This window comes from Aggregatibacter kilianii (assembly GCF_003130255.1).
GTDB lineage: Bacteria > Pseudomonadota > Gammaproteobacteria > Enterobacterales > Pasteurellaceae > Aggregatibacter > Aggregatibacter kilianii.
On the sequence record NZ_NRCN01000001.1, the window covers coordinates 109973 to 123912 of the forward strand.

The 13940-nt window shown below is 41.6% G+C and carries 14 protein-coding genes and 1 riboswitch; of the genes, 9 read left to right on the plus strand and 5 right to left on the minus strand.

What is annotated here, in order from left to right; translation table 11 throughout:
* Positions 1-140: 140 nt before the first annotated feature.
* Positions 141-1589 carry a tRNA uracil 4-sulfurtransferase ThiI gene (gene thiI / locus DK428_RS00455; protein ID WP_109064132.1) on the plus strand — a complete coding sequence of 483 codons (1449 nt, stop codon included), beginning with the start codon at positions 141-143 and terminating at the stop codon, positions 1587-1589.
* A gap of 98 nt (positions 1590-1687) precedes the next feature.
* Here thiI and pepE read toward each other — a convergent pair whose 3' ends face one another.
* Together pepE and DK428_RS00465 are read right to left on the minus strand one after the other, a co-directional pair.
* A complete protein-coding gene (gene pepE, locus DK428_RS00460) occupies positions 1688-2392 on the minus strand; it encodes a dipeptidase PepE (RefSeq protein WP_109063997.1) in 705 nt (234 codons plus the stop codon).
* Between the two features lie 136 nt (positions 2393-2528).
* Complete coding sequence (locus DK428_RS00465; protein ID WP_109063998.1) at positions 2529-3503, minus strand: gluconeogenesis factor YvcK family protein; 975 nt, start codon at positions 3501-3503, stop codon at positions 2529-2531.
* A 224-nt stretch (positions 3504-3727) separates the two neighbouring features.
* Positions 3728-3874: riboswitch (molybdenum cofactor riboswitch) on the plus strand.
* Between DK428_RS00465 and moaA the strand changes: the two genes are divergently transcribed.
* From moaA to DK428_RS00495, 6 genes are all read left to right on the plus strand, one after another.
* A complete protein-coding gene (gene moaA / locus DK428_RS00470; protein WP_109063999.1) occupies positions 3863-4876 on the plus strand; it encodes a GTP 3',8-cyclase MoaA in 1014 nt (337 codons plus the stop codon). Its footprint overlaps the riboswitch before it by 12 nt.
* A 54-nt stretch (positions 4877-4930) precedes the next feature.
* Positions 4931-5419, plus strand: coding sequence for a cyclic pyranopterin monophosphate synthase MoaC (moaC, locus tag DK428_RS00475; protein ID WP_109064000.1), 489 nt, complete (start codon positions 4931-4933; stop codon positions 5417-5419).
* A complete protein-coding gene (gene moaD, locus DK428_RS00480) occupies positions 5413-5658 on the plus strand; it encodes a molybdopterin synthase sulfur carrier subunit (protein ID WP_005700548.1) in 246 nt (81 codons plus the stop codon). Before moaC ends, moaD begins: the two co-directional genes overlap by 7 nt.
* The gene (gene moaE, locus DK428_RS00485) at positions 5659-6114 is read left to right on the plus strand and encodes a molybdopterin synthase catalytic subunit MoaE (protein WP_109064001.1); all 456 of its coding nucleotides are present in this window, start codon (positions 5659-5661) and stop codon (positions 6112-6114) included.
* Positions 6115-6319: 205 nt separating this feature from the next.
* Positions 6320-6961, plus strand: a complete 642-nt coding sequence (gene sspA / locus DK428_RS00490; RefSeq protein ID WP_109064002.1) for a stringent starvation protein SspA — start codon at positions 6320-6322, stop codon at positions 6959-6961.
* An 11-nt stretch (positions 6962-6972) separates the two neighbouring features.
* Entirely contained in the window at positions 6973-7416 is a 444-nt protein-coding gene (locus DK428_RS00495; RefSeq protein ID WP_109064003.1) for a ClpXP protease specificity-enhancing factor, read from the plus strand.
* A gap of 165 nt (positions 7417-7581) precedes the next feature.
* Here DK428_RS00495 and asnS read toward each other — a convergent pair whose 3' ends face one another.
* Entirely contained in the window at positions 7582-8985 is a 1404-nt protein-coding gene (asnS, locus tag DK428_RS00500) for an asparagine--tRNA ligase (RefSeq protein WP_109064004.1), read from the minus strand.
* Positions 8986-9179: 194 nt separating this feature from the next.
* On the opposite strand from asnS, the gene DK428_RS00505 reads away from it, so the two are divergent.
* Both DK428_RS00505 and bioD read left to right on the plus strand, forming a co-directional pair.
* Complete coding sequence (locus DK428_RS00505; protein ID WP_109064005.1) at positions 9180-10391, plus strand: ROK family protein; 1212 nt, start codon at positions 9180-9182, stop codon at positions 10389-10391.
* A 95-nt stretch (positions 10392-10486) separates the two neighbouring features.
* Complete coding sequence (gene bioD, locus DK428_RS00510) at positions 10487-11215, plus strand: dethiobiotin synthase (RefSeq protein ID WP_109064006.1); 729 nt, start codon at positions 10487-10489, stop codon at positions 11213-11215.
* Positions 11216-11327: 112 nt separating this feature from the next.
* Here bioD and lsrK read toward each other — a convergent pair whose 3' ends face one another.
* Positions 11328-12902, minus strand: coding sequence for an autoinducer-2 kinase (gene lsrK, locus DK428_RS00515; protein ID WP_109064007.1), 1575 nt, complete (start codon positions 12900-12902; stop codon positions 11328-11330).
* A gap of 50 nt (positions 12903-12952) precedes the next feature.
* The gene (gene lsrR, locus DK428_RS00520) at positions 12953-13918 is read right to left on the minus strand and encodes a transcriptional regulator LsrR (protein WP_012771496.1); all 966 of its coding nucleotides are present in this window, start codon (positions 13916-13918) and stop codon (positions 12953-12955) included.
* Positions 13919-13940 lie beyond the last annotated feature (22 nt).

The window sequence follows — 13940 nt, forward strand, 5'->3', positions numbered from 1 at the left end:
AATATAAATATTCATTATATAAATAATTACACAAATAAACTCATAAAGGCTTGTTGACTCAGTATGAATAGATAGCATTTTTCCCTTTATCTGCTAAAATGCACGGCATTTTTTTAATGGAACAAAGAAGTCAACCCAACATGAAATTTATTATTAAATTATTCCCTGAAATTATGATTAAAAGCGAATCCGTGCGGAAACGGTTCATGAAAATCCTGACCAGCAATATCCGTAATGTATTGATAAAGCATGACAACACGGTCGCGGTAGTGAGACATTGGAATTACATCGAAGTGCGGTCAAAAATTAAGGTGAATTTACCGATGCTGATTGAACAGCTGCAACGCATCCCGGGGATTCATCATTTTCTACAAGTGGAAGAAAAACCGTTTTCCAGTCTGCATGATATTTTTGAGCAAACGTTATCGGATGTGGCGTCACAGTTGGAAAACAAGACCTTTTGCGTTCGTGTGAAGCGTAAAGGCAAACATGAATTTAATTCATTAGACGCAGAGCGTTACATTGGTGGCGGGTTGAATCAACATATTGCCAGTGCCAAAGTGCAACTGAAAAATCCTGATGTGACGGTGCGTATTGAAATTGAAGACGACAAAATGATGTTGGTGCGAGCCCGTTATGAAGGCATCGGCGGTTATCCGATCGGCACGCAGGAAGATGTGTTGTCGCTGATTTCCGGCGGGTTTGACTCCGGTGTGTCCAGTTATATGCTGTTACGTCGCGGTTCACGTGTGCATTATTGCTTCTTTAATTTAGGCGGTGCAGCACACGAAATTGGTGTAAAACAAATGGCGTATCACATTTGGCAACGTTACGGTAGCTCCCACAAAGTGCGTTTCGTAGCGATTAACTTTGAAGGCGTGGTAGGTGAGATCCTTGAGAACATAGATAACGGGCAAATGGGCGTAGTGCTTAAACGGATGATGGTGCGTGCGGCGTCCAAAATCGCGCAACGTTTCGACATTCAGGCGATTGTGACAGGGGAGGCGCTAGGGCAGGTTTCCAGCCAAACTTTAACCAATTTACGTTTAATTGATGAAGCCTCTGAGGTGTTGGTGTTGCGTCCGTTAATTACGCACGACAAAGAACAAATCATCGCCATGGCAAAACACATTGGCACCGATGATATTGCCAAATCCATGCCGGAATTTTGTGGCGTGATTTCCAAGAATCCGACAGTGAAAGCGATAAGAGCGAAAATTGAACAAGAAGAAGGCAATTTCAATTTTGCCGTGTTGGAAAGTGCGGTGGAAAATGCGCAATATTTAGATATCCGCCAAATTGCCGAGCAAGCGGAGAAAGAAGTTGTTTCTGTGGATACGGTGTCCGTGTTGGCGGCAAATGATGTGATTATTGATATTCGTAGCCCGGAAGAAATCGACGAAAACCCGTTACATATTGAAAATCAAGCAATGATACTCCTGCCATTCTATAAACTTTCCGGTCAATTCGCCGAGTTGGATCAAAGCAAGAATTATGTGTTGTATTGCGAGCGTGGCGTGATGAGTAAGTTGCAGGCGCTGTATTTAAAAGAAAGCGGGTTTAATAATGTGAGGGTGTTTAAGAAATAATTCTCTTTAATCGTTCCAGTAAAAGTGCGGTCGATTTTCAGGTTGTTTTTCGAATGTGAAAAACGTTTTGAAAACCAACCGCACTTTTTTATTCACAATCAGATTTCAAACACCGAGCCGGCAGGAATATCTCGGCGCTGCATATTTTTACTGAAATGCACAATATTATGCTCACCCAGAATTTTCACCTGATTGCCGTTAATTAAAAACGCGGTCCCTTCCGGCATGGCGTAAATTTGTGCCGTTGGGTTCACCAGTAAAAATTCCTCAAAACGTTCTTCACGGCTTTCCCCGTTATGCCCCGGCATTTTGCCTGAAATGAAATGCGGGTTGATTTGATAAGGGAACAGATTAAGCGCATCAAAAGACGGCGGATAAGTGATCGGCATATCATTGGTGGTCATGATCGATTTGCTCGCCATATTGGCACCCGCGCTCCAACCGAAATACGGCGTGCCGCTTTTCACTTTTTCACGAATAATGTCCAATAAATCATGTTCATACATTTGTTTTAGCAAACAAAACGTATTGCCACCACCAATGGCGATCACATCCGCTTGTTCAATAATGGCGCGGTGCGGTTTGCCATGATGTACCGATTGAATCTCTATATTCAACGGCGCCAGAATTTGTTGTACTTTTTGTTCGTATTGATCGTTGGTTTGACGCACGCCTGCGTAAGGCACAAAGGCGATTTTCTTGCCTTGGTATGGCGCTAAAAAATCTTGTAACCATGGAATCGCATGTTCCAAATAGCCTGTATTGCCATAGCGAGAACCGCTAAGTAGTAACATTTTTTGCATAATAAAATCTCCTGATGAAATAACCTTCACCATTATGCTGACTTGTGCATTTTTATTAAGCAAAAAATGTGAATTTTGTGATCTGTGTAGAGATTTAAGTGCGGTGAAAAATGTTGTTTTTTATGACCGCACTTCACTAAATATTCGTGGCTTCCATTTGGATTTGCTGACTGATGTCCGGCTTTTCAACCAATTCCCCAACCAATGCGTCAATTGCAGAGCAGAGAAGAGTGCGATCGTGGCGATAGGAGAAATCGTCGGCATTAAGACGACCGGCGAGAATTTTGAGATGAAGTTGCTTATCAATTGCAGCATCGCTCGGTACAATGGCGCCATCAATAATCGGTTTACCCACGGTTTTATGAATCCATTGAATACGATCCGTTAATGAAAGACGCGCGGCCGGGCCGGATTCAGTACTGAGATTATCAATAAAGATTTTTTTCGCTTGGCTGCGTTGTAGCTGTTCTATAATTTCCGGTAATAAAATAGGCGGCATAATGCTGGTTAAGAAACTACCGGGGCCAAATAAAATGATTTCGGCTTCCTTTAAGGCTTGAATCGCTTCCGCTGTGGCGGTGACATTAGGCACCAGAAAAACGGATTTTGGCAAGTCTGCCAGGCGGTCTATGCTGACTTCCCCTATAACGCTGGAGCCGCAACCTAACTCAGCAGCAAGGTGAACAGATTCTTCTGACATGGGCACGATGAATGACTTCACCCGTAACAGATCACGAATCAGATTTACCGCTTCCGTTGGGCGAATATGCATATCTTCCAAGGCTTTTAACATGAGATTGCCGAGATTGTGGCCGGCTAATTCGCCATTGCCACTGAAGCGGTATTCAAAAAGGGCAGAGGCAGTACTCGGTTCGGTGATAATTTGATTTAAGCAGTTACGCAAATCACCCCACGCGATGCCACCTTGAGCGGTACGAATACGACCTGTAGAGCCGCCGTTATCGGTGGTAGTGACAATGCCGGTTAACCGTTCTTTCATAAAACTAAGTGCAGACATGACACGCCCCAATCCATGTCCACCGCCGATGGCCACGATTTTTGTGATCCGACTGAGATTTTCGTGTTGTTGATAGCCTTTAAAATCCGCCATTATATTTCCTCTCATATTCTGTCCAGAACATTATAGCGATCTATTTTAAATAGAGAAGTTGAACCTGATTAAAGGCTAAAAAGTACCAATTTTTCGTTATTTAATTTATCGCTATATAAATGTATATATAATTGATTTTAAAGAATTTTGTTATTTTATAATCTAGATCAAATTAATTGATTGCTTTTGTTTTCGTGAATCTCTTACAATACTGAAAAATTCGTTAATCGCATAAACTCCGAGCTTACTTAACCTACGTTTTGTAAAAATATGGTGGTAATGCCAATAGTACGCAGTTTGTATTATTCAGGGATACGTTGGAAACGGCTTATCCTCTCCGTTGTTTAGAAAGGTGTCAAATGCAATCCATTCCAATAAAAAATGTTGGCGCAGTTCAACTTGTTGATCCGTTCCAGCGTGAATACTATTATCTACGACTATCTATCACGGATGTGTGTAACTTCCGTTGTAACTATTGTTTGCCGAACGGTTATCAGCCGGAGCCAAACAAGCCTAGTTTCCTTACCTTAGATGAAATTCGCCGTTTGGTGAATAATTTTAGTTTAATAGGAACAGAAAAAGTGCGTATTACCGGTGGGGAGCCGACATTGCGCAAAGATTTTCTGCCTATTGTAGAAACTATTAGCCAAATTGAAGGCATTAAACAAATCGCACTCACAACAAACGGATTTCGCTTACTGAAAGATGTTGCTGCGTGGAAAAGCGCTGGAGTGACGTCTATTAATGTAAGTGTTGATAGTCTCGATCCAAGAATGTTCCAACGTATTACCGGCGTTAATAAATTTGATGAAATTATGCGCGGCATCGATCGCGCCTTTGAATGCGGCTACCAGAAAATTAAGGTCAATTCCGTCTTAATGAAAGACCTAAATGCCGATGATTTTGAACGTTTTTTGGCATGGATTAAAGATAAACCGATTCAAATGCGCTTTATCGAATTAATGCAAACCAGCGAGATGGATTCATTCTTCCAAAAACATCATTTATCCGGTCAGGTTCTTGAACAAAAATTATTACTTTCCGGTTGGCAATTGCAAGCCAAAGGACGTTCTGATGGCCCCGCAAAAGTTTTTCGTCATCCGGATTATGTGGGTGAAATCGGCTTGATTATGCCTTACGAGAAAAATTTCTGTGCCAGCTGTAACCGTTTACGGGTTTCTGCCAAAGGGAAATTACATCTTTGTTTATTTGGCGAAGAAGGTATTGAGTTACGCGATTTGTTACAGTCAGATGAACAACAACCCCTTCTAGAAGCAAGAATTTTTTCTGCGTTACAAGGTAAACGTGAACACCACTATTTGCATATCGGCGATAGTGGCGTGCGCAATCATTTAGCGAGTATCGGCGGTTAACAGGCTGCCGATAACGCAAAAACACATTCAAAATTAACCGCACTTTTAATTATCATGACAACATTTACTCATATTAATGCTAATGGCGAAGCTAACATGGTGGACGTTTCCGAAAAAGCCGAAACCGTTCGTGAAGCCCGCGCCGAAGCCTATGTTCGTATGGCGCCGGAAACCTTACAAATGATTCTCTCCGGTCAACATCACAAAGGCGATGTTTTCGCCACTGCCAGAATTGCCGGTATTCAAGCCGCTAAACGGACCTGGGAGCTGATTCCGTTATGTCATCCGTTGTTACTTACCAAAGTGGAAGTGAGCTTAACGCCAATGCCTGAGTCCAATCAGGTGCGAATTGAAAGTCTATGCAAATTAACCGGCAAAACCGGCGTAGAAATGGAAGCCTTAACTGCAGCCAGCGTTGCTGCGCTCACCATTTATGATATGTGTAAAGCAGTGCAAAAAGATATGGTCATTGAAAACGTTCGTTTGTTGGAAAAGTGCGGTGGAAAATCCGGCCATTTTATTGCAAAGGAGACATCATGTTAACGGTCTTATTTTTTGCTCAAACCAGAGAATTGGTGGGTGTAGATAAACTCGAAATAGAAGGCGATTTTGCCACGGCTGAACAATTGCGCCAATATTTGGCCGGCAAAGGGGACAAATGGGCGTTGGCATTGCAATCGGATAAACTCTTAGTCGCCATTAATCAAACGTTGATGCCGTTAGAAAGTGCGGTCCAAAATGGCGATGAAATTGCGTTTTTCCCACCGGTGACCGGGGGCTAAATGAACAATATTCAAATTTCAGTGCAAGAGCAGACTTTCGATCAAAATGCAGTATATCGCTGGTTGAGTGAAGAAAATTCAGTAGGTGCCTCGGTGATTTTTGTGGGCAAAGTGCGCGATTTAAATTTAGGCGATGAAGTCAGCAGTTTGTATTTGGAGCATTATCCCGCTATGACTCATAAAGCGTTATTGGGTATTGCCCAACAGGCAAAAGTGCGGTGGGATTTACAAAAGATTTCAATTATTCATCGTGTCGGTCAACTGAATACCGGCGATGAAATTGTATTGGTCGGCACGTCATCTGCTCATCGGGGCGATGCTTACCACGCCAATGAATTTATAATGGACTATTTGAAAACCCAAGCACCTTTTTGGAAAAAAGAACAAACAACGAAAGGGGAACGTTGGATTGAAGGACGTGACAGTGATTATGTGGCGGCTGAAAAGTGGAAATAACATGTTGTAAAATTACCAGAAAATAAACAGAAAAATATCCGTTTTACATACGAAACGGATATTTTTTTATTGTGATAAACACAAAAAGATTATGGTTTTCTTGGAAAATGTAACCTGCTTTGTGGTAGAATAAGCGACCATTTTTCTTGGCATCATAAAATGCTAACTGAATATTTTAATTATTTTTGAGTCGTCGGAGGAATAGATGACAAGTTCTGCAAATAAACGTTCTGTAATGACGCTATTTTCAAATAAAACAGATATTTATTGCCACCAAGTAAGAATCGTATTAGCAGAGAAAGGCGTAGCTTATGAAACGGAAATTGTAGATCCGCAAGCATTACCGGAAGATTTAATGGAACTCAATCCGTATGGCACCGTACCGACATTGGTTGATCGTGATTTAGTATTGTTTAATTCACGTATCATTATGGAATATTTGGATGAGCGTTTTCCGCATCCGCCATTAATGCCGGTTTATCCTGTGGCACGCGGCAAAAGCCGTTTGTTAATGTTACGTATTGAACAAGACTGGTATCCAACCTTGGAGAAAGCACAGAATGACCTTTCTGATGCAGAGCGCGCGAATGCGTTAAAACAACTGAAAGAAGAAATTCTTGCTATCTCCTCGATTTTCAATCAAAACACCTATTTTATGAGCGATGAATTTAGTCTTATCGACTGCTATGTCGCACCATTGTTGTGGCGTATGCAAGAATTAGGTGTGGAATTCAGCGGCGCCGGTAGCAAAGCGATCAAAGCTTATATGTCACGTGTGTTTGAGCGCGATTCTTTCTTGCAATCCGTGGGTGAGCTTGCACCAAAAAATTTAATGGATGAGAAATAATAGGTCGACAAATGGAATATAAATCATCTCCGAAACGTCCTTATTTATTAAGAGCTTATTACGATTGGTTGATTGATAATGACTTTACGCCGTATTTAGTGGTCGATGCCACTTATTGGGGCGTGAAGGTGCCTGTTGAATATGTGAAAGACGGGCAAATCGTGTTGAATTTGTCTGCCAGCGCCACAGGTAATTTGCAGCTTACCAATGATTTTATTCAATTTAATGCTCGTTTTCGTGGTGTGCCACAAGATATTTATATTCCTATGGGGGCGACATTAGCTATTTATGCCCGCGAAAATGGCGACGGCGTGATGTTTGAACCGGAAGCCGCTTATGAGCATCCGGAACAAGCGGAAGAGCAACCAACGAGTTTTGAGAATGTGGTTGATAAAACGGAAAAGCCAAAAAGTACGGAGAAAAAATCCTCTTCTCATTTACGCATTGTAAAATAGCTGTTCATCATCAAATAGAAAAAACACCGAAAAAAGATACTGCACTTTGGTATCTTTTTTGTTGTTTGATATTTTAAAGTGCGGTGAGTTTTAAATATGTTTTTACCGTTATAAAAAAAATCCCCTTATTCATAGTTGAAAAGGGGATTTTTGTTTTTTTAAGTATTAGAAATTAGCATTGCGTGGCGCACGTGGGAACGGGATAACATCACGGATGTTTTGTAACCCTGTCACATACACGATTAAACGCTCAAAACCTAGACCAAAACCGGAATGCGGCACAGTACCGTAACGACGTAAATCACGATACCACCAATAATCTTCCGGGTTTAAGCCCATTTCTACCATGCGTTTATCTAACATGTCTAAGCGTTCCTCACGTTGTGAACCGCCGATGATCTCACCGATTCCCGGTGCTAACACGTCCATTGCTGCAACGGTTTTTCCGTCATCGTTTAAACGCATATAGAAGGCTTTGATGTCTTTCGGATAGTTTTTCACCACAACAGGGGATTTGAAATATTCTTCTGCCAAATAGCGTTCATGTTCGGAAGAAAGATCGATACCCCAAGAAACCGGGAATTCAAAGGTTTTGCCGGATTTCAATAAAATCTCAATAGCATCGGTGTAATCTACTTGCGCAAAATCGGAATTAATGAAACGTTCCAAGCGATTAATGACATCACCGTCAACATGTTTAGCAAAGAATTCTAAATCATCGCGACGCTCAGCTAAAACTGCGCGGAAAACATATTTCAACATATCTTCGGCAAGTTTTGCGTTGTCGGCGAGTGTTGCGAAAGCCACTTCCGGTTCAATCATCCAGAATTCCGCTAAATGGCGCGTAGTATTTGAGTTTTCGGCGCGGAATGTTGGCCCAAAAGTATAGATTTTACTTAATGCGCAAGCATAAGTTTCACCGTTTAATTGGCCGGATACGGTTAAGAACGATTCTTTACCAAAAAAATCTTCGCTAAAATCCACCGCACCTTTGTCTGTGCGTGGCAAGTTTTCCAAGTCTAAGGTGGAAACTCGGAACATTTCACCTGCACCTTCTGTATCAGAAGCGGTGATTAACGGGGTGGCAACCCAATAGAAACCTTGCTCGTGGAAGAAACGATGAATGGCTTGTGCTAAGCAGTGACGAACACGTGCAACGGCACCAATGATATTTGTGCGAGGACGCAAGTGTGCTACTTCGCGTAGATATTCGATAGAGTGGCGTTTGGCTGCCATCGGATAGGTTTCCGGGTCTTCCACCCAACCGGCAACTTCTACATTTTCCGCTTGTAACTCAACGGCTTGTCCTTCAGCCGGGGATTCAACCACTGTCCCTGTCACAATAACGGAACAGCCGGCGGTTAAACGTAACACTTCAGATTCATAATTGGTGATGTCATTATTTACGATAGCTTGAATTGGTGCGAAGCAAGAACCGTCATAAACGGCAAGAAAGGATAGGCCTGCTTTGGAATCGCGACGGGTGCGCACCCAACCGCGCACAGTCACTTTTTCGCCAATTGCAATTTTGCCTTGTAGTACATCTACAATTGATGCAATTTTCGTCATATATACCTCAAAATTAATGCATTTTCATAAACCGCGTTAGTTTACCTCAAGTTAGAATAATTGCCAAAGCGTATCGGAAGTTTTTATTTTTGTGATGTGAGACGCAGATTTAATGTAAAGCACTTGAGTAAAAAAAACGAACTGGTATAAATAATTTCAGTAAATTAATTATTATAACAATATGGAATTATTTGATGAGAAAGGAAGAAAAAACCCCATTACGTTTAATTCAATTAGGTAAAATTTACCGATTAATTGAACAATTTGAAGAAATTTCCCGCATTGAGTTATCAAAACTTTCCGGCTTGGCGCCGGCCTCCATCACTTCCTTAAGCCGAACCTTAATTGAAGAACGTTTAGTTATGGAAAAAACAGTGCGTACAACGGATGTACGCGGACGTCCTGCCATTGCACTATGTGTTTCTCCATTTTATTGGCAGGCTTTATGCGCCACCTTAATGGAAGATCGGTTTGAAATTATCCTAAGTGAACTAGACGGTGCGATTATCGAACAATACGTTTTTCCTTTATTAAAAAATGACTTACAGCATTTAGATAAGTTTTTAGTGCGAAGTCTGAAACAATTTCTTGCAGAAAGTCATGCATTGGCAAGACCCATTACTTTTTCCGTTACTGTCGGCGGTGAATTGGATAAGGAGGGTTGTTTAATTAAATTGGGCCATACGGAATTTGAACATTTGGATTTAAAAACCTTATTTAAACCTTATTTCAAAGTGCCGATTTTAATTACCGAATATTTTAAAACCTGGTTATTAGCCGAATCGACTTTAGGTAATGTCATTAATTGTGACGATGTGTTATTCATACAATTGGATGAGGAAATAAATCTTAGCGTATTGTCACAGGGTGAAGTTTTGTTTAATCGTGAACAGGAGCGGGTGAATATTGATCATTTGATCGTGCCAAGACTAAACGAACTACAGGCACTGATGAATCATGATCTGCCTGAAGTTAAACGCTATCAAGTGCAGCATCAAATTACACATCGCGCCATTGTGCAACTTGTGGACGCTTTATATCCGAATAATATATTCACCAATAATTCTGACAAAATAAAATTCCTATGTGAACAAATTAAACAAAACGAAAGAAATGCATTGCGCATTTTAGACCATATAACAGATTGTTTTGCTTATATTTTAATGAATTTGGTTAATATTTTCTCTGCACAAAGAGTTATGTTGAATTCCGGCCTGTTGCTAGTTAAAGACATTTTTCTTGAACAACTAAATCATAAACTGGCTACTTATTTACCGAACAAGTCCGTTCCGGTAGAGGTGATTACCGGCAAATACGAATGGAACAGCCCAATTGTTGCCGGAGCGGCGATTAAACAAGGTATTTATGATGGGAGTTTGCTGACTTATTTGGTAAAAAACGAATAAAAATAAGAGAAATCTATCAATTTTTGTTTTAGCTCAATATTACTCATTGGAATTTCCCTTAGAATTTTGTCATTAGTATGAGAAAGGGGAAGACAATGAGTAGTTTTTTTGTCACGGGTACAGACACCAATGTCGGCAAAACCGTTGTTAGTCGTGCAATTATGCAGGCACTTCAAAAAGCCGGTGTACAAATTGTCGGTTATAAGCCTATTGCCTACGGGCAAGAAGATATCGTTTATCCCGATTACCAAAAACTCGCCACAGATGATTATGATGCCAAGGATAATTCCGACGTACTCACCTTAATGCATAGCACCAAAGAAAAAGTGAGCTATGAAGACATTAACAGCTATACCTTTTTACACTCGATGCCAATTCTGACGGAAAATTGTAAACGGGTACAAATTAGTAAATTAAATGCCGATTTAACGCGTTTATCTTCACGTTATCAGTCTGTTTTAGTGGAAGGGGCTTTTGGTTGGCTGACGCCGATTAACAAAGATTATAGTTTTGCCGACTGGGTTGCCGAGCATAATATGCCTGTTGTGTTGGTCGTAGGTATTAAAGAAGGGTGTATTAATCACACATTGCTGACGGCAAAAGCGATTCTTGATCGTGGTTTACCATTATTAGGTTGGGTTGCTAATCGTGTTAACCCTTGTCTTGGTTATTACGCTGAAATTATTGACACTTTAAAGCAAAAAATTGATGCACCGTTGTTAGGTGAGGTATCTTACATCCATAAACCGGAAGAACAGGATCTAAGCCGTTTCATCACTAATCTTGATCGCTTAACCTATATGAAAACAGAATTGGTGGCTTAGAAACGAGGGTAAAAGTGCGGTCATTTTTAGCAATGAATTTACACTGAGTCATTGCCTAATAAAAAATCGTAGAGATTTGCCTTTATGATTTTTTTGTTATGAATAGCCGGAATTATATGCCGGGAGCTTTCCAAAGTGAGGTGGTTAGTCCACTATCTACCAGTTGTAGCTGTCTTTTATAAATATTGACCCATTGCTTTTTATGCGCTTGGTATAAAGCATGATTTTTCGAATTTGGTTGATGTTGTCGCTCAAATTTCACTAATTTCTTACCGGTTTCGGCTAAAGAAGAGTAGAGTCCAACCCCGACACCGGCCGCAATGGCGCAACCTAATGCAGTTGCTTCTTTGACAACAGGTATATTAACGATTAGTCCGGTGACATCCGCTAAAATTTGGCTCCATAACTTGCCTTTCGAACCGCCTCCGGCAAAGACGATAGAGGTTAATTTAACTCCGGAAAATTTTTGAACCTGCTCCAAATTACAAGAAGATACAATCGCGGCATTTTCTTCTAATGCACGGAATAAGACGGCTTTATTGCACTTATCCGGATCGATAGAGAGGTTAATGAAAGAGGGTGAGGCGTGATACCAAGATTTAAAATGCATCGCATCGGAGAAAATCGGAATGATATTATTGGCTCCAACCGGTACACGTTCTGCCATTTGTTCCAGCAAACTATAAGCATCCACGCCTAAGCGCTCGGCCAATCTTTTTTCCTCTTCACAAAAGGCATCGCGGAACCAACGCATGGTTAATCCGGTGAAAAAGCTAATAGATTCCGCCTGTACTAATGGTGGAATCACATGCGGATTGATGCGCACATTCATTTCGGGATCGGTTACCGCTTGGGGGAGATTAACCACTTGTTGCCAAAATGTACCGCCGATAACTGCCGCTTGAGCAGGTTCGGTGACACCTAAACCGATGCAACCAAGTTGCACATCCCCCCCACCAACAACGACCGGCGTACCTTCCTGCAAGCCGGTTTGTTTGGCAACTTGCGTCGTGACTTTACCCAATAAGGTTCCTGTTTCTTTAACCGGGGTTAGAATATCGGCATTGAGTCCCGCCATATCCAATAATTCGGGAGACCATTGGCGTGTTTTCAGGTTTAACATTCCTGTTGTGCCAGCATTGGAAGGTTCAACCGCGAGCTCACCACTTAACATAAACGACAACCAGTCGCTAATCATGGAGATGGCTTTCGTCTGACGATAAATATCCGGACGGTGATGGGCAAGCCAGAGTAAACGGGGAACGGCGCTAAGCGCTAAAGTTTGCCCGGATATCGAATAGAGTTGTTGCTCAAAAGTATAGTTATATAGGGTTTTTAATTCTTTTACTTCTTCCACCGCACGGGCATCGACGTTGCCACAAGCCCAAATCGGCGTTTTATGTTCGTCATAAAGCACAATGCCTTCACGCATGGAACAGGTGGATATTGCGGCGATTTGTTGCGGCTGAATTTGAAACTTGGTTAACGACTGTTGAATACAATCACAGGTTAGTTGCCAATTATTGGCTAGGTCAAACTCCATTGAGCCGGGAATGTTCGGATCAGAAAAATGCGTCCACTCCCGTTGTGCGGCGGTGATTTGGTTACCATTTAAATCAAAAATGACTGCCCGAACACTGCCGGTACCTGCGTCCAATGCCATTAAATAAGTTGCTTGATGACTCATCATTTCCTCCTTTATTTAGGAAGAAAATCGCTCTTATTCAAAACCTTTCGCTAAACTAACTGCGCTAACATCATCCGAGCCGTGTTTTCTTCCGTTACCAATGAATTAATATGTTTTCCATACAATGCACTTAAAATTGCTTCCACTTTGTCTTCACCTCCCGCAATCCCAATAACATTTGGAATTTTCTTGAGATTTTCCAACGGCACACTAATTAATTCCTCGTGTAAGGGCATATCGGGCTGTAAACAGCCGTCTTTGCGCATAAAATAGCCGAGAATATCACCGACTGCGCCTTGGCTACGGATAATCTGTTGTTTTTCTTCCGTAATATAGCCGGAACGCAGTAGTGTTGCCTGCCCCTTTTGGCGAGTGGCTCCGATACCGACAATTGCCGCATTGGCGCTACAGGCCGCCAACATAATATCCCGGACGCAAGATTCCCGTTTAAAAAGCCTTGCCGCTTCCGTTGATGAGGCTCGCAACGGTGCCGGAATAATACTGACGGAACAAGAGCCGTCCAATTGACCGATACCTTTCATGTAGGGCCCAACGCCACCGGATAAGGTAATCAGTTTTATGGCATTGTGGGTAATAAATTCGTTGGCATATTTCAATGTTTTCATGATGGTATCGCCAAATCCGATTGCCAACATTTGATTCGGTTTGAGTAACGACATTAACATTTGTGCCGCGCCAACACCCAAGCGCTCATTAATTTCATGTTGTGGCAAGGCAGGCAAAATACGAATATGTTTCAGATTAAAATACTGTTGCAATGCCTCTTCCAACTCCAAACAACCGGTGAAACGGGAATTAATTTGCACTTTGATAATGCCGGATTGCCGACCTTTCTCCAGCAGTCTGGAGACTTTTAAACGCGGCAATTTTAATTTATCGCCAATTTCGCTTTGGGTTAGGTTATCGTGATAGTAGAACCACGCGATTCTCGCCAACAGCTCCTCTTCACTAATGGTTTGAATAAATTCTTGTTGATTTGATGTTAGTTCATTCATGTTTTTATTTTAATTTTTGTGG

Excerpts from the sequence above, each read along its gene's own strand:
- thiI (WP_109064132.1), top strand. The coding sequence starts at position 141 with ATGAAATTTATTATTAAATTATTCCCTGAAATTATGATTAAAAGCGAA.
- pepE (WP_109063997.1), bottom strand. The coding sequence starts at position 2,392 with ATGCAAAAAATGTTACTACTTAGCGGTTCTCGCTATGGCAATACAGGC.
- DK428_RS00465 (WP_109063998.1), bottom strand. The coding sequence starts at position 3,503 with ATGGCGGATTTTAAAGGCTATCAACAACACGAAAATCTCAGTCGGATC.
- moaA (WP_109063999.1), top strand. The coding sequence starts at position 3,863 with ATGCAATCCATTCCAATAAAAAATGTTGGCGCAGTTCAACTTGTTGAT.
- moaC (WP_109064000.1), top strand. The coding sequence starts at position 4,931 with ATGACAACATTTACTCATATTAATGCTAATGGCGAAGCTAACATGGTG.
- moaD (WP_005700548.1), top strand. The coding sequence starts at position 5,413 with ATGTTAACGGTCTTATTTTTTGCTCAAACCAGAGAATTGGTGGGTGTA.
- moaE (WP_109064001.1), top strand. The coding sequence starts at position 5,659 with ATGAACAATATTCAAATTTCAGTGCAAGAGCAGACTTTCGATCAAAAT.
- sspA (WP_109064002.1), top strand. The coding sequence starts at position 6,320 with ATGACAAGTTCTGCAAATAAACGTTCTGTAATGACGCTATTTTCAAAT.
- DK428_RS00495 (WP_109064003.1), top strand. The coding sequence starts at position 6,973 with ATGGAATATAAATCATCTCCGAAACGTCCTTATTTATTAAGAGCTTAT.
- asnS (WP_109064004.1), bottom strand. The coding sequence starts at position 8,985 with ATGACGAAAATTGCATCAATTGTAGATGTACTACAAGGCAAAATTGCA.
- DK428_RS00505 (WP_109064005.1), top strand. The coding sequence starts at position 9,180 with ATGAGAAAGGAAGAAAAAACCCCATTACGTTTAATTCAATTAGGTAAA.
- bioD (WP_109064006.1), top strand. The coding sequence starts at position 10,487 with ATGAGTAGTTTTTTTGTCACGGGTACAGACACCAATGTCGGCAAAACC.
- lsrK (WP_109064007.1), bottom strand. The coding sequence starts at position 12,902 with ATGAGTCATCAAGCAACTTATTTAATGGCATTGGACGCAGGTACCGGC.
- lsrR (WP_012771496.1), bottom strand. The coding sequence starts at position 13,918 with ATGAATGAACTAACATCAAATCAACAAGAATTTATTCAAACCATTAGT.